Origin of the sequence: Rhodoferax sp., assembly GCF_039922535.1 — a bacterium.
Lineage (GTDB): Bacteria > Pseudomonadota > Gammaproteobacteria > Burkholderiales > Burkholderiaceae_C > Rhodoferax_B.
Window position 1 is genome coordinate 20,575 of the sequence record NZ_JBDTEM010000086.1, and the last position, 15,144, is coordinate 35,718.

A 15,144-nucleotide genomic window follows, 5' to 3' on the forward strand; every position below is an offset into this window, starting at 1 on the left:
AGTTGGTTTACTACTTCACTTGTTGCTTTTCTAGCTTGCGTGCCAATGTGCGGCGATGCATGCCCAGGCGCCGCGCCGTTTCTGAAATGTTGAAACCTGTTTCCGCCAGTATTTCATGGATGCGTTCCCACTCCAGTGTTTTGATGGATGTAGACCGGTTGGTGAGCTGCACTTCTACATTGCCGGTTGCACGGCCAAAAGCGGCCTCTATGTCGTCTGTGTTGGAGGGTTTTGCCAGGTAGTGGCAGGCACCCAGCTTGATCGACTCTACGGCGGTGGCGATGCTTGCGAAACCCGTTAGTACAACGATCAGCATGGCTGGATCGTGCCGGTGCAATGTTTGCACGCAAGCCAGTCCGGAGGCGTCCCCATTCAGTTTGAGGTCGACCACCGCAAATCCGGGTGTTCGCTTTTGCAGCAAAGTAGCAACGGCTTCCAGGCTGGCGGCCAGCATCACCGCGTAGCCTCGTCTTTCGAATGAACGGCCGAGTGTGCGGGCAAAGGCGGCATCGTCTTCAACAATGAGCAGTAGGCGTTCAGTGGACTCAACCGACATAAACCGTGGTCTCTTCGATGATGATAGCGGCCAAGGGCAGGGAAATGGTTACAAGGGCTCCGCCTTCCGGCCGGTTGCATGCCGTGACATTGCCTCCCAGCGTACGTGCTACGTTGAGAACGAGAAACAACCCAAGTCCGCCTCCCGCGCGGCCTTTGCTCGATTGAAATGGTTTGCCGAGATGCGCCAGCATAGCGGGAGCAAATCCCGGGCCTTCGTCGGCCACTGCCAGCGTTAGCGTTTCTGCGTCGCAGCTTGCTTTCAGTTGTATCCAGCGGGGCGATGCATCCAGCGCATTGTCCAGAACGTTGTAAACCATTTGTTTGAGAGCGAGATCGGAAACCATCAGCAAGTCCTGGCTAAACTCATTGGTGTAAGAAAAAGCATAGACGGGACGGGTGGCACGCCATTCTTCGACCAAGTCGTTCAAAAACTTGCAGATTGTGGTTTTGACCGAGAACTCGCCCCTTGCCTCACCTGCCGACAACAGTGTGTTACTCACAATGGCTTTGCAGCGCAGTAGCTGGTTTTGCATTTCATTAATTTCCAGAAGTAGCTCTGGATCTTTCGTGAACGGCTCCATGTGTCTCCAGTCTCCTAGGATGACTGCAAGGGTGGCCAATGGCGTGCCTAGCTCGTGCGCGGCACCTGAAGCCAGTAGCCCTATGCGCACAATATGCTCTTCTTCCGCGGCGCGCTGGCGCAGGTCTGCTAAATGGCTATCCCGGGCCCGCAGGTTGCGGCCAATACGCGTGATGAAAATGACCAACAAGGCGGCGTTGAGTACAAAACAAATCAACATGCCCTGGATATAGGGGCTGTACAGACCTCGGTCATGGTCGAGTGGCAACGCCAGTGGTTTGCCGAAAAACGCCAGCCCACCAAAGCAACTTGCCGCGATGGCCACCATAGTCCATGTAGACCATGCCTGTAGCAGCATGGCACCCAATGTGACTTGTAGTAAATACAAAAAAGTAAATGGGTTGGTCGCGCCGCCGCTAAGGTATAGCTGGGCCGTCAGTATGCCAACGTCCACCAGCAGTGCGAAAAACAGTTCCCCATTGCTGACCTCGTGGAATATTTTTGTGCGAAGCAAACTTACTGCATTGAACGCCGTCAGGCAACCTAACAATAGAAACATGGTGCCCAGAGGCAGATGGATTCCAAAGCCAAAGTGGACTATCAAAATCGTGGCAATCTGCCCGACAACCGCTATCCACCGCAATTGGGCCAGCTGGTACATATTCTTGCGACCAGTGGCATCGTCCAAGCCTATGCCAGTGGTCGGGGGCGGCGATTGGCTTTGTCCGTTAATTGTCTGCAACACGATCAAGCCCTTCGCCCGTTTCGCCATGGCGTAGCCGCCGCTTTGCGCTGGAAAAATACCATACCGCACCAGCAACCATGGCCGCAAGCGCGTACCAAGTGAGGGCGTACACCAGATGGTTGTTGTGGAAAACGATAACCGTTAATCCCCCCACCGGTACCACAGGGGCACTGTTCGCAGTGCGTTCAGTGGACGGTGTAGAGGATGCATCTGCATCCACAAAGTAAGGTGCCACCTGGGTTAAACCGCTGGCTTTTGCAATGGCCTGGACATCGCGCGAATACCAGCGGCCGTTTAGCGGATCGTTTTGACGTAAAAAAGCGCCATTCGGCTGGGTCATGCGCAATAAACCCGTCACGGTAGATAGGTTGTGGGTGTCCAGCACTGCGGGTGCGATGGTGTGGATGGCCTCGGGTGGTATGAAGCCGCGATTGACCATGACTACCGTGCCATCGGCTAACCGCAGAGGCGTGAGCACCCAAAAGCCACTGCCGCGCTCTGTAACTGCCTGCACCAAGGTGTCTTGCCCTGCCATAAATATTCCGGTAACGCGGATGCGGCGGTACTCATCGGCAGATGCATTGAGCTTGGCCCATCGGTCGGGCGAAGGAGCCGCGACTTCTTTGGCACGCACACGCTGGTCGATACGGGCAATTAGGTCCAGTTTCCAGGACAGTCGCGCTATTTGCCAAGTACCCAGCGCTGCAAAAATGGCAAAAACCAATGCCGCAAAAGCAAGTAAAAGGCCCACATGCTGTGGGCCCTTATTTGCTGTAACTGGCTTGTGTCCTAATAAGGTCAAGGCATGTTCTTCATGTCATGTGCCGACACGGGCATCATGTTGGCATTCAGGTGGTACATCACCCAAATAGAGCCGGTCAACATGATCACCAACAGCATCAGCGTGAAGATCAGTGCCAACAGCGACCAGCCACCTTCGAGTTTGCTGGTCATATGCAGAAAGTAGATCATGTGCACAACTATTTGCACACCGGCAATGGCCAATATGACAATGGCCGTAATGTGGGGTTTATCAAAGACTTTTCCCATCACCAGCCAGAAGGGAATGACCGTCAAAATCACAGCCAGCACGAAGCCCGTGGCATAACCTTTCAGGGTGCTGTGGCTGCCAGAATCGCCGTGACCGTCGCTATGCCCGCCGTGGTCGTTTTCATTATGTGCACTCACTACAGCACTCCCATCAAATAGACAAAGGTAAACACGCCGATCCAGACCACATCCAAGAAGTGCCAGAACATCGACAGACACATCAGGCGACGACGGTTCTCGGGAATCAAGCCGTGTTTGCCGAGTTGGAACAGCAGCGTGACAAGCCACACGATACCGAAGGTGACGTGCAAGCCGTGCGTGCCCACCAAGGTAAAAAAGGCCGACAAGAATGCGCTGCGCTGTGGGCCTGCACCCTCATGGATAAGGTGTGTGAACTCATAGAGTTCCAAGCCAATAAACACGGCACCCAAAAGACCCGTCACAAGCAACCAAGCCATGGTGGGCTTGAGGCGGTTTCTTTGCATCTCAAGCATCGCAAAACCGTAAGTAATGGACGACAGCAACAGCATCGAGGTGTTCAAGGCCACCAGCGGCAGGTCGAATAGGTCGGCACCGGATGGCCCTGCTGCATAGCTGCGGCCTACAACGGCATACACGGCAAACAAGCAGGCAAAGATGAGGCAGTCACTCATCAAATACATCCAGAAACCAAGCAGAGTGCCGTTTTCAGGATGCTGCTCAGTGGTTTCGTAGAACTGCATAGTGCTCGGCACGTTGGCTGTGCCGTGGGAGGAGTTGGCGGTCATTTCAGACATGGCTGACAAGCAGTTGGGTGCGCGCCGCTTCGATGCGTACGACTTCGTTGGCGGGAATGTGGTAATCGCGTTTGTAATTGAAAGTATGGACTATGCAGGCAACCAAAACGGCAATAAAAGAAATACCAGCTAGCAGCCACATGTGCCAAATCAACGTAAAGCCCATCAACGTGCTGAGTCCCGCGATAACCACACCTGCTGCCGTGTTCTTTGGCATATGGATGGGAATGAAGCCAGCGAGTGGTCGCACGTAGCCGTTCTTTTTCATATCCCACCAAGCATCATGGTCGTGTACCCGTGGCGTAAAAGCGAAGTTGTAAGCCGGTGGCGGCGACGAGGTAGACCATTCCAAAGTACGCCCATCCCACGGGTCGCCCGTGTTGTCGCGTAAGGATTCGCGCCGGATGTAGCTCACTACAAGTGTTATCAAGAAGCAGGCTATGCCAAGAGCAATTAGGAAGGCACCAAATGCTGCAATCACAAACCAAATCTGCAGTGAGGGGTCTTCAAAATGGCTCATCCGGCGGGTCACACCCATTAGCCCCAAAACATAGAGTGGCATGAAGGCGAAGTAGAAACCGATGCACCAGAACCAGAAAGAGCACTTGCCCCAAAATGAATCCAGCTTGTAGCCGAAGGCTTTGGGGAACCAGTAGGTAATGCCAGCAAACGAACCGAACACCACGCCACCAATAATTACATTGTGAAAGTGTGCAATCAGGAACAGGCTGTTGTGCAGCACAAAATCTGCAGGCGGCACAGCCAATAGCACACCAGTCATGCCGCCAATGGTGAATGTCACCATGAAGCCCATCGTCCACAGCATGGGTACTTCAAAGCGGATACGTCCCCGATACATGGTGAAAAGCCAGTTGAAAATCTTCGCCCCGGTCGGGATCGAGATAATCATGGTCGTGATACCAAAGAACGAGTTGACGCTGGCCCCCGAACCCATGGTGAAGAAGTGATGCAACCACACCAGGTAAGACAAGATGGTGATCACGATGGTCGCATACACCATGGATGCATAGCCGAACAGGCGCTTACTGCAAAACGTGGCAACTACTTCAGAGAAAACGCCAAAGATGGGCAGAATCAAAATGTAGACTTCGGGGTGACCCCAGATCCAGATCAAATTCACATACATCATGGCGTTGCCGCCGAAATCATTGGTGAAGAAGTTGGTGCCGACATACCGGTCCATTGACAGCAGCCCCAGCACCGCAGTCAATACGGGGAAGGCCATAACGATCAGTACATTGGTGCACAAGGCGGTCCATACAAAGATCGGCATCTTCATCAAGCCCATGCCAGGGGCACGCATTTTGATAATAGTGGCCAGCAGATTAATGCCGGACAGCAAAGTGCCAACCCCTGCAATTTGCAAAGACCAAATGTAGTAATCCACCCCAGGGTCGGGGCTGTAGAGGATGCCGGACAGGGGGGGGTAGGCCAGCCAGCCGGTGCGGGCAAATTCGCCGACAAACAAGGATGCCATTGTGAGCATGGCACCACCTGTGGTCATCCAGAAGCTGAAATTGTTCAGGAATGGAAACGCCACGTCACGCGCGCCAATTTGCAATGGCAGCACAAAGTTCATGAGTCCAGTCACAAAGGGCATGGCCACAAAGAAAATCATGATCACGCCATGCGCCGTAAAGACTTGGTCGTAATGGTGTGGGGGCAGAAACCCGGTGGAGTCACCAAATGACAAGGCCTGCTGGGCACGCATCATCACCGCATCGGCAAAGCCGCGTAGCAGCATCACCAAGCCCAGGATCATGTACATGATGCCGATTTTCTTGTGGTCGATACTGGTAAACCATTCGCTCCACAGGTAGCCCCATAGTTTGAAGTAAGTCAGCGCCCCGAGTACCGCAGCACCTCCAATCGCGACTGCGATAAAGGTAAACAGCAGAATCGGTTCGTGGAATGGAATCGCGTCCCAGGTGAGACGGCCAAAAATGAGCTTCGTAAGATCGAGGTTGTCGAACATCGTTATTCCGGATGCCAAAAATAGTGCGGCGCAGGCCGAAATGCCGTAGTGAGCGGCGCGGAGTAAAGGGGGTAATTGACCAGAAACTTAAATAGGCTGAACAGCAGAGGCAAGAGCTGCCCCTGTAGGGTTGGCCACAGTGCACATGGCACCTACATAGTTGCGCAGAGGCGCGTTGTCGATGCCCAGGCGCTTACGCGTTGCAGCGTCCAGCGAAGCGATGTTGTAAGCGCCAATTTTGCCTTGACCACCACTGGAATCGATGGCCATCATGTCTTTCATACACATACGGTTTTGCTCTACACAGCGGTTCAAAATGGCATCGTATAAATCAGGGGCTACCGTGGCGTAACGGCGCACCGGGTCGCGTTCACTGGGTTGGGACAATTGGATGTAGCTATCTCGGCTCAGTTCACCGCCACCCGACTTGGTCGCCTTGGCCCAGGCATCAAATTTTTCAGTACTCACGCCGTGAAACTTGAAGCGCATGCCAGAGAAACCCGCACCACTATAGTTGGCTGAGAAGCCTTCAAATTCGCCCGGTTTGTTTATCACAGCGTGCAGCTTGGTTTCCATGCCGGGCATGGCATAGATCTGCCCTGCCAGCGTCGGAATGAAAAACGAATTCATGACCGACGAAGCGGTGATCTTGAAGGCAATGGGTCGGTCTATAGGAGCCACCAGTTCATTGACTGTGGCGATACCTAGTTCAGGATAAATAAACAGCCATTTCCAATCAAGTGCAACCACTTCCACCACCAACGGAGCCGTGCCTGGAATCACGTCACGTTCGGCATCAATGCGCTGCAACGGACGGTAAGGATCAAGGGTGTGGGTGCTGATCCAGGTGATGGCACCCAGCGCGATGATGATCAAAAGCGGAGCGGCCCAGATCACCAGCTCCAGCTGGGTCGAATGGTGCCATTCAGGGTCGTAAGTGGCGGTAGTGTTGGACTTGCGATAGTGCCAGGCGAACCACAAGGTCAAAGCAATCACCGGCACGATGATCAACAGCATGAGCACGGTGGACACGATGATGAGATCGCGTTGCTGCAGGGCTACATCGCCGGACGGATTCAACAACACAGCGTTGCATCCAGCCAGTAAAACGGTGGCCGGAAACAAGATCAATCCGCGTAGATTTTTGAGGGAGGGCATGCCGGACAATATAAGATGACGTGAACGCATAGTGTATGAAATTTACGTTTATTCGTGGGCAACGGGGGTGGGACGTTTTGTCCTATGGCATCATTCTCTTAGCTGTCTTGTCCCTCAGCGTCTGTATATTACAACCTCCGAATAACGAGTAAGCATGATGTCCAGCATTAATCATGAACATGCCGCTGTTGCAACGCCCAGTTTTGAGCGTGATGCGAGGGCCTCCGTTGCAGACCATTCCAAGATCGCGCCAGGTGAAATCGCCATCGGTGTCATCATCGGTCGTGCGTCCGAGTATTTTGACTATTTCGTCTATGGGATCGCCTCGGTGCTGGTGTTTCCGGAGATCTTTTTTCCGTTCGAGAGTCGTCTGGACGGGACCTTGTTGTCGTTCCTGATTTTCTCATTTGCCTTTATCGCCCGGCCCATCGGGACCGTCGCCTTCATGGCGATACAGCGCCGTTGGGGACGTGGGGCCAAGTTGACAGGGTCACTGTTTCTGCTGGGTATTTCCACCGTGGGGATTGCTTTCTTGCCGGGTTACGCCAGCCTAGGGTTCACGTCCATCGTGTTTTTATCCGTGCTGCGTTTCTTGCAAGGGATTGCGCTGGGTGGGTCATGGGATGGTTTGCCGTCTTTGCTGGCGCTGAATGCTCCGAAGAGCCGCCGTGGCTGGTACGCGATGATTCCACAACTGGGTGCCCCCATCGGGTTCATTGTGGCCAGCGGTCTGTTCCTGTTTTTGCATTCCAGCTTATGGCCCGTGGACTTTATGGATTGGGGCTGGCGCTATCCGTTTTATGTGGCATTTGCGATCAACGTGGTGGCGCTGTTTGCGCGCCTGCGCTTGGTGGTAACCGATGAATATGACCACCTGCTAAATGAAAACAAGCTGGAACCCAGTCCTGTGGGTGAACTGGTGCAGGCGCAGGGGAGCAATTTGCTGATCGGCGCTTTTGCTGCGCTGGCCAGCTACGCACTTTTTCACTTAGTGACAGTTTTCCCGTTGTCGTGGATCACTTTGTACGCCACGCAGCCTGTGAACGACGTGTTGATCATCCAGATGATCGGCGCAGCGATTGCCATGCTGGGCATCATCGCCTCCGGGGTGATCGCAGACCGCATTGGTCGGCGCAGCACGCTCGGTACTTTGGCCGTATTGATTGCCATTTTTAGTCTGTTTGCGCCTATGTTGCTCGACGGTGAACCCTTCCGGCAAGATGTGTTCATTTTGGTCGGGTTCGCATTGCTGGGCTTGTCGTATGGACAGGCTGCGGGTGCGGTGAGCTCCAACTTCGAGCCCCAATACCGCTACACCGGTGCCGCTTTGACATCCGACTTGGCGTGGCTGATTGGTGCCGCATTTGCGCCACTGGTGGCACTGGGTTTGTCTGCCCATTTTGGGTTGGCATATGTCAGTATTTACCTGTTTTCAGGCGCGATTTGTACCCTGGTCGCGCTGCGGGTCAACCGGGCTCTGGAGCTGCGCGACTAAGCTTGCGCTTGTCTGCAAGGCTTGAGCCGTAACCATGCCGCTTGACCGCTACAGCGCAGTCCCCGGCCATGGCCGTTTCGACTACTCTGCCATCCACCAGCGACCAGACTACCGTTGGCCGAATGGTGCCCGGCTGGCGGTGTATCTGGGCTTTAATATTGAGCATTTCGCCTTCGGCGAAGGCCTGGGTGCCAACCTCGGGCCCGTATCTCCGCAGCCCGATGTGTTGAACTATGCGTGGCGCGAGTACGGCAACCGTGTGGGTGTGTGGCGCTGCCTGGATTTGTTCGATGCGCTCAATCTGCCTACCGGCGCACTTATCAACACCGCCTTGTACGAACACTGCCCTGAAGTGATCGCGGCCTGTGTGGCACGCGGCGACGAACTGATTGGCCACGGCCACACCAATTCCGAGCGGCAAAACGGCATGGACGAGGCGATGGAGCGGGATTTGCTCCAGTCCTGCCGCGATGTGATGTTGCAGCACAGCGGCAGCGCACCCGCAGGCTGGCTGTCGCCGTGGATTGCCGAAACCGCGCTCACCCCCGATTTGCTCCGCGAGACAGGCTACCGCTACACCCTGAACTGGTGCCATGACGACCAGCCGGTGGTGATGCAGACACGCAGCGGCCCGATCTGGTCGATTCCCTATCCGCAGGAGCTGAACGACATTCCGATGGTCATGGGCCGCCAGATGGATGCCAAAGATTTTGCCCAGATGCTCATCGATAATTTCGACGAAATGCTGATGCAGTCCCAGGCCCAGCCCCTGGTGATGGGCATTGCGTTGCACCCTTACATCATCGGCCAGCCCTACCGCTTGCGGCACTTGCGCCGGGCTTTGCAGCATATTGCCAAGCACCGCAGCGACATTTGGTTTACCACGCCCGGTGCAATTGCCAACGCGATGGATGCCTTGCCTAAGGTTTGATCCAAATCGCCTCACCCATCAAAGGGTGTTCGTCGCAGTTTGCATCCCCTGGCTTGCCGCCACGGTCCACCACCAAAAAATCGCTGGGCGCTTGCAGCGCAATCAAGGGGTGGTGCCAGGTGCCCTTGGCGTAGTTCACTCCCTGGCCGGGCGCGGCGCGAAAGCAGCGGATCTGCGCCAGGTCTGGCACCGGCCCAGCCTCGGCCACCACCACCAAATACGGCAGACCCGACAGCGGCATGAAGGCCTGGCTGCCCAATGGATGCCGCTCCAGCAGCACTAATTGCATCGGCAGGCTGCGGGGCAGCGCCCTGAAGATGCTCACAATGGCCCGCCCGCCGCCGCTGGCCACGTCGATATGGGCCAAGTCGTGGTAACGCTCGGCAAAGCCGTCGTTGATGGAAAAGTGCCGCGCGGAGTCGTTGGCCTCGATCACCTCGCCAAAGGGGCGAAAGGCGTCAGCGGTTAGTGGTTCTATCGTCAACGTGGGCATCTTGGGCATGGGTATCTCAACAGTCGATGTCGTCCAGATCCGCCGCCAGCGGTGGCTGGGTACCCGATCTTTTAGCGCGTTTGTTGCGTTTGGCGAAGGCCAGGCCCATCGCCAAGGTTTGGGCCAGGCACATGGCCGATGTCAGAGAGCGAAACCCGAGCAGCTTGGCATCATTGACCTCCAGCACCAGATCGGCACCCTTGGCCACCGGGCTCATGAAGGCATCGGTAATGGCCAGCCGTTTGGCACCGCGCAGGCGCACCTGCTCGCAGACCTGCAGGGTATCGGCCGCGTAGGGCGGGAAGCTGATGGCGATCAGCAGGTCTTGCGGGCTGGCGGTGCTGGCCTGCTCGGTAATGGCACCGCCCAGGCCGGTGATTTGTACGGCGGGCTGGCCGACCCGGTTCAGCGCGTAGGCCAGGTAGGCCGCCACGGCATACGAGCGGCGCAGGCCCAGCACGTGCACGATGCGGGCGTTTTGGATCAGGGCGATAGCCTCTTGCAGCGGCAGGCTGCTGGCATCGTCTTGCAAATGCTCCAGCGACACCATGTTGGCCTGGCTGAAGGCCCGCAGCACTTCGGCGGGGTCGTCTGGGTTGTCCAACGTTTGCTCGCCGCCAAAGTGGCGGATGCGCTCGCGGAAGGTGGGTTTGACCGCGTGCTGCAAAGGTGCGCGAAACAGCCGCTGCAGGTCCGAATAGCCTTCAAACCCCAGCGCCTTGGCCATGCGGATGAAGGCGGCGGGGGCGATTTTGGCTACCGCCGCCACCGTGGCCACCGGGTTCAGTGCGATGTCGTTGGGGTGGTCAAGGGCATAACGCGCCGCGTCGCGCATGCGGGGCGTGAGGCGCTCGCCCTCACGGCCAATCAGTTCCCGTAGCGCATCTAGATTGCTTGGTTTGCTCTTATCCATATAGCAATCATACGGGCATGGCGGGCTGCAGTCATCGCAAGGTATCTGGTAAATTGAGGCCATTTTCTAAGCATTAAATGGGCCTCTGGCGCAATTAGTACCTGCGCGGGGTGCTATCAAAATAGAGGTTAAATACTGTAGCAACCCCTAAAATGCCCGCACCTCGCCACGTGGCACAAACTGGCCCATGCCTTCGCGGCCCAGCCACTGCGGGCCATCCACGATCAGCGTGCCGCGCAAAAACACTTTCTTCACCTGGCCACGCAACGTGCGGCCTTCGAGCAAGGTGTAGTCGCAGTTGCCGTGCAAGTCTTTGGCGTAGATAGTTTGGCTGGCGGCGGGATCGAACAGCACCACGTCGGCATCGCTGCCCACGGCAATCGTGCCTTTTTTGGGGAACAGGCCAAACAGCTTGGCGGGGGTGGTAGAAGTCAGCTCGACGAAGCGGTTCAGCGACAGCTTGCCCTGCATGACGCCGATGTCGAACAGGCTGACCAGCCGCGTCTCGATGCCCGGCGCGCCGTTGGGGATGAGCGAGAAGTCATCCTTGCCGCGCATTTTCTGCATGCGGTAGCCCAGGTGGCCTTCTTTCATGCAAAACGGGCAGTGGTCGGTGGCGATGACTTGCAGGTCGTCGTAGCGCAGGGCGCGCCACAGGTGCTTTTGGTCGTCGGGGGTGCGCAGCGGCGGCGTCATCACGTATTTCGCGATTTCCACGTCGTCGGTGTTGTAGACCGAATCGTCAAACAGCAGGTAGTGCGGGCAGGTTTCGGCAAACACCGGAATGCCCTCGGCGCGGGCGGCCACGATGTGCTTCAGCGCCTGGTTGCTGGAGACGTGCACAAAGTAGATGGGCGCGTTCGCCAGCTCAGCCAAGCGGATCCCGCGGTGCGTGGCTTCGCCTTCCATGATGGCTGGGCGGGTCAGGGCGTGGTAGCGCGGCGAGGTGTGGCCGACCTCCAGCGCTTCCTTGATCAGCAGGTCGATGACGGTGCCGTTTTCGGCATGCAGGGCCACCATGCCGCCGTCGGCTCCCACCTGGCGCAGCATGCGGAAGATGGCGGCATCGTCGGCCATCATCACGCCGGGGTAGGCCATGAACATCTTGAAGCTGGTCACGCCCTCGTGGCGCATGGCGTAGCGCACGTCGTGCAGCACCTGTTCGTCCACGCGGGTGATGATGACGTGGAAACTGAAGTCCACCGCCACCTGCGATTCGGCGCTGCGCTGGGCGCGGGCGATGGCCGCCAGGGGCGAGTCGGTGGCTGTTTGCAGCGCGAAATCGACGATGGTGGTGGTGCCGCCAAAGGCCGCGGCCTTGGTGCCGCTGGCAAAGGTCTCGCAGGTGATGGTGGGGCCAATCACGTTTTCCAGGTGCACGTGGGTGTCCACGCCGCCAGGCAGCACGTACAGGCCGGTGGCATCGACGATGGCCACGTCTTCGCCCACTTGCAGATTCCGGCCAATGCTGTCGATGACGCCGTCGCGCATCAGCACGTCGGCCACGTAGTCGTCGGTGGCCGTGATGATGCGGCCATTGCGGATCAATGTGCTGCTCATGCAATCACCTCGTCCAGATGCTGTACTAGCTTGTCAATTTCGGCAAAGCTGTTGTAGTGCGCGATGGACACCCGCACCACGCCGCCCTGGGTGTGCAGGCCTAGCGACTCGATGAGGCGCTTGGCATAAAAGTCGCCAAAGCGAATGCCGATGCCGAACCGGTCGGTGTGGCGCACGATGGATTCCGACATCTGCCCGGCCACCATGAAGCCGACGGTGGGCACCCGGCCACCGGCTGCAGCGCTGTCCATGCCGATGACGCGCACCGACTTCTTGCTGCGCAAATAGGCCAGCAGGCGCTCGGCCAGCGCATCCTCGTGCTGCTCAAAGGCATCGAAGGCGCACTGCATTTTTTGCCGAACGGTACCAGTGGAGCCCAGTTGGCTGCCTACCGCCACCAGGTAGTCATGGATGCCCATGCAGCCGTACGACAGCTCGTAGTTCACATTGCCCGGCTGCAGCTTGTAGGGCAGCACGTCTGCGCCGATGAAATAGTGGTTCAGGCTGGGCAGCGACAGCAGCAAGTCGCGCTGCACCCACAGCACCGCGTAGTGCGGGCCAAACACCTTGTAAAAGCTGAACACCACCATATCCGCGCCGCTGGCCTGCACGTCCACCAGCCGGTGCGGCGCGTAGGCCACGGCATCCACGCACAGGCGTGCACCCACGGCGTGGACGCGGCGGGCGATTTCAGCCACCGGGTTGATGGTGCCCAGGATGTTGGAGGCATGCGTCACCGCCACCCATTTCGTGCGGGGCGACAGCAGGCGGTCCAAGTCGACCAAGTCCAGCGCCAGCGTGTCGCGGTTCACCTCCCACACCTTCACCACCGCACCGGCCGCCTGCAGCCGCATCCAGCCGCCGATATTGGCCTCGTGGTCGGTGTTGCTGACGATGATCTCGTCGCCCGGCTGGATGCCCAGCTGGATCGCCTGCGTCACCTGGAACATCAGTGACGTGGTGGAGCCACCCATCACCACCTCGTCGTCAAACGGGGCGTTGACCAGCTCGGCCACTGCGCTGCGGGCGGCCAATACCTTGCTCCCCGCATCTTGTGATTGCGCGTAGCTGGCACCCAGCTGCACGCTGCTGGTCAGCAGGTAGTCGCGGACCCGGTCGGCTACGCGGCGCAGCACCTGGGAGCCACCGGCGTTGTCCAGGTAGGCGCATTCGTCGTTCAAGGCCGGAAACTCGGCGCGGATGTGGTCTAGATTGAGTGCGTACGGCATAAAGAAATCAATGTTGAAGAATGGCGTTCAAGAAGGCCTGGGTGCGCTCCTCGCGGGGCGCGCTGAAGAATTCGGCGGGCGGGGCTTGCTCGATCACCCGCCCGGCTTCCATAAAAATCACCCGGTCGGCCACGCGGCGGGCAAAACCCATCTCGTGGGTCACGATCACCATGGTCACGCCGGTGCGCGCCAGGTTTTGCATCACGTCCAGCACCTCGCCGACCATTTCCGGGTCCAGTGCCGAGGTGGGCTCGTCAAACAGCAGCACCTTGGGCTCCATGGCCAGCGCCCGGGCAATGGCCACCCGCTGCTGCTGGCCGCCCGACAACTGGCCCGGCAGCTTGTGTGCATGCGCCGCCAGGCCGACTTTCTCCAGCAGCGCCAGGGCGCGGGCTTCGGCTTCGCGTTTGGGCATGTGGCGCACCCGCAGCGGGCCCAGCGCCACATTGGCCAGCGCAGTGAGGTGGGGAAACAGGTTGAAGCTCTGGAACACCATGCCCACCTCGGCGCGCACCTTGGCCAGGGCTTTGCCGCGCACCACTTTTTCGCCGTCCACCAGAATCTCGCCGCCTTGGTAGTCCTCCAGCAGGTTGATGCACCGAATCAGCGTGGATTTGCCCGAGCCCGATGGGCCGATCACCACCACCACCTCCCCGGCGTTCACTTCTAGGTCGATGTGGTGCAGGGCTTGGAATGTGCCGTAGGACTTGCACAGGTCTCGGATGTGGATAAGCGCCGTCATACCAGTCTTTAGCGTGTGGCGGCACGGTGCCGCGCTTCAAAAAAGCCGACCAGCCGCACCAGCGGCAGCAACAGCAGCAAATACAGCACCGCCGCGCCGATCAAGGGCGTGGGGTTGGCGGCCAAGGCCTGCGCCTGGGTCGCTTGCTTCAGCAGATCGGGCATGGCCACCACCGAGGCCAGCGCCGTGTCTTTCAGCACATTGATGCAGTTGCTGGTCAGCGGCGGTACCACGATGCGCATGGCTTGCGGCAAAACTACATCGCGCATGCAGCTGAAAAAGCCCAACCCGATGGCATCGGCCGCTTCAAACTGGCCCTTCGGAATAGCCTCGATACCCGCTCGGAAAATCTCGGCGGTGTAGGCGCACGACACCAGTGACAGCGCAGCCGTGGCGGCCGCGAAGGATGTCAGCCGCAGGCCCACAAAGGGCAGGGCGTAGTACACCAGCACCAGTAACACCAGCAGCGGAATCGAGCGGAATACGTCGATATAGATACGGGCGATAGTGCGGACCCAGGCCACGCCATACAGGCGCACCAGGGCCAGCAACAGGCCACCCACAAAGCCCAGCAGGATGCTCACCGCCCCCAGCAGAATCGTGGTCCACAGCCCCTGCAGCAGCAAAGGCAGGGCATCCCGGAAAACCGGCCAGTTGAAGAAGGTGTCGAGCAGATCCATGCTGGGAACTTGGGACTTTTACGGTTTTACAGCTTGGGAACGTCCATCACCATCACGCTGGACGAGCTGTCGGGCGGCGTGGTGCCAAACCATTTCTTGTGGGTGGCCGACACGAAGCCTTCTTTCTTCAGCGTGGTCAGGATTTCGTTCACTTTGGCCGCATCGGCGAAGTTCTTGGCAAACATGAAGGAATAGCGTTCGTTGGTCGGAATGCGCGCGGCAATCCGGTACTGTGGTT

General features: G+C 57.9%; 15 protein-coding genes and 1 pseudogene. 2 read left to right on the plus strand and 14 right to left on the minus strand.

Features of this window, described 5'->3' with window-relative positions; genetic code table 11:
- Positions 1 to 10: 10 nt before the first annotated feature.
- The 7 genes from ABI213_RS03885 to cyoA all read right to left on the minus strand — a co-directional run bounded on the left by ABI213_RS03885 (position 11) and on the right by cyoA (position 6,863).
- On the minus strand, positions 11 to 556 hold the full coding sequence (locus ABI213_RS03885; RefSeq protein ID WP_348007012.1) for a response regulator transcription factor: 546 nt from the start codon (positions 554 to 556) through the stop codon (positions 11 to 13).
- Positions 546 to 1,910 (minus strand): ATP-binding protein, encoded by a 1,365-nt coding sequence (locus ABI213_RS03890; RefSeq protein WP_348026152.1) that lies wholly within the window; start codon positions 1,908 to 1,910, stop codon positions 546 to 548. The genes ABI213_RS03885 and ABI213_RS03890 overlap by 11 nt, the downstream gene beginning before the upstream one ends.
- Complete coding sequence (locus ABI213_RS03895; RefSeq protein WP_348007013.1) at positions 1,867 to 2,685, minus strand: SURF1 family protein; 819 nt, start codon at positions 2,683 to 2,685, stop codon at positions 1,867 to 1,869. The genes ABI213_RS03890 and ABI213_RS03895 overlap by 44 nt, the downstream gene beginning before the upstream one ends.
- Entirely contained in the window at positions 2,682 to 3,071 is a 390-nt protein-coding gene (gene cyoD, locus ABI213_RS03900) for a cytochrome o ubiquinol oxidase subunit IV (RefSeq protein ID WP_348007014.1), read from the minus strand. The genes ABI213_RS03895 and cyoD overlap by 4 nt, the downstream gene beginning before the upstream one ends.
- Positions 3,071 to 3,709 carry a cytochrome o ubiquinol oxidase subunit III gene (gene cyoC / locus ABI213_RS03905; RefSeq protein ID WP_348007015.1) on the minus strand — a complete coding sequence of 213 codons (639 nt, stop codon included), beginning with the start codon at positions 3,707 to 3,709 and terminating at the stop codon, positions 3,071 to 3,073. Before cyoC ends, cyoD begins: the two co-directional genes overlap by 1 nt.
- Positions 3,702 to 5,705: a cytochrome o ubiquinol oxidase subunit I gene (cyoB, locus tag ABI213_RS03910; protein ID WP_348007016.1), complete on the minus strand. Its 2,004-nt coding sequence runs from the start codon at positions 5,703 to 5,705 to the stop codon at positions 3,702 to 3,704. The genes cyoC and cyoB overlap by 8 nt, the downstream gene beginning before the upstream one ends.
- Positions 5,706 to 5,792: 87 nt before the next feature.
- Positions 5,793 to 6,863 carry a ubiquinol oxidase subunit II gene (gene cyoA, locus ABI213_RS03915; RefSeq protein WP_348007017.1) on the minus strand — a complete coding sequence of 357 codons (1,071 nt, stop codon included), beginning with the start codon at positions 6,861 to 6,863 and terminating at the stop codon, positions 5,793 to 5,795.
- A 154-nt stretch (positions 6,864 to 7,017) separates the two neighbouring features.
- Here cyoA and ABI213_RS03920 point away from each other — a divergent pair, with 154 nt between their 5' ends.
- Positions 7,018 to 8,358 carry an MFS transporter gene (locus ABI213_RS03920; RefSeq protein ID WP_348007018.1) on the plus strand — a complete coding sequence of 447 codons (1,341 nt, stop codon included), beginning with the start codon at positions 7,018 to 7,020 and terminating at the stop codon, positions 8,356 to 8,358.
- A 34-nt stretch (positions 8,359 to 8,392) separates the two neighbouring features.
- Positions 8,393 to 9,289: a polysaccharide deacetylase family protein gene (locus tag ABI213_RS03925; RefSeq protein WP_348007019.1), complete on the plus strand. Its 897-nt coding sequence runs from the start codon at positions 8,393 to 8,395 to the stop codon at positions 9,287 to 9,289.
- Here ABI213_RS03925 and ABI213_RS03930 read toward each other — a convergent pair.
- The 7 genes and pseudogenes from ABI213_RS03930 to ABI213_RS03960 form a co-directional block, all read right to left on the minus strand.
- A complete protein-coding gene (locus ABI213_RS03930; protein ID WP_348007034.1) occupies positions 9,279 to 9,782 on the minus strand; it encodes an ureidoglycolate lyase in 504 nt (167 codons plus the stop codon). The genes ABI213_RS03925 and ABI213_RS03930 overlap by 11 nt on opposite strands.
- Before the next feature lie 16 nt (positions 9,783 to 9,798).
- Positions 9,799 to 10,695 carry a MurR/RpiR family transcriptional regulator gene (locus tag ABI213_RS03935; RefSeq protein ID WP_348007020.1) on the minus strand — a complete coding sequence of 299 codons (897 nt, stop codon included), beginning with the start codon at positions 10,693 to 10,695 and terminating at the stop codon, positions 9,799 to 9,801.
- A gap of 147 nt (positions 10,696 to 10,842) precedes the next feature.
- Entirely contained in the window at positions 10,843 to 12,255 is a 1,413-nt protein-coding gene (hydA, locus tag ABI213_RS03940) for a dihydropyrimidinase (RefSeq protein WP_348007021.1), read from the minus strand.
- Positions 12,252 to 13,484 carry a cysteine desulfurase-like protein gene (locus ABI213_RS03945; RefSeq protein ID WP_348007022.1) on the minus strand — a complete coding sequence of 411 codons (1,233 nt, stop codon included), beginning with the start codon at positions 13,482 to 13,484 and terminating at the stop codon, positions 12,252 to 12,254. The genes hydA and ABI213_RS03945 overlap by 4 nt, the downstream gene beginning before the upstream one ends.
- A 7-nt stretch (positions 13,485 to 13,491) precedes the next feature.
- Positions 13,492 to 14,226: an amino acid ABC transporter ATP-binding protein gene (locus tag ABI213_RS03950; protein ID WP_348007023.1), complete on the minus strand. Its 735-nt coding sequence runs from the start codon at positions 14,224 to 14,226 to the stop codon at positions 13,492 to 13,494.
- An 8-nt stretch (positions 14,227 to 14,234) separates the two neighbouring features.
- On the minus strand, positions 14,235 to 14,906 hold the full coding sequence (locus ABI213_RS03955) for an amino acid ABC transporter permease (RefSeq protein ID WP_348007024.1): 672 nt from the start codon (positions 14,904 to 14,906) through the stop codon (positions 14,235 to 14,237).
- 26 nt (positions 14,907 to 14,932) lie between these two features.
- Positions 14,933 to 15,144: pseudogene (locus ABI213_RS03960) on the minus strand (hypothetical protein); the annotation flags it as partial.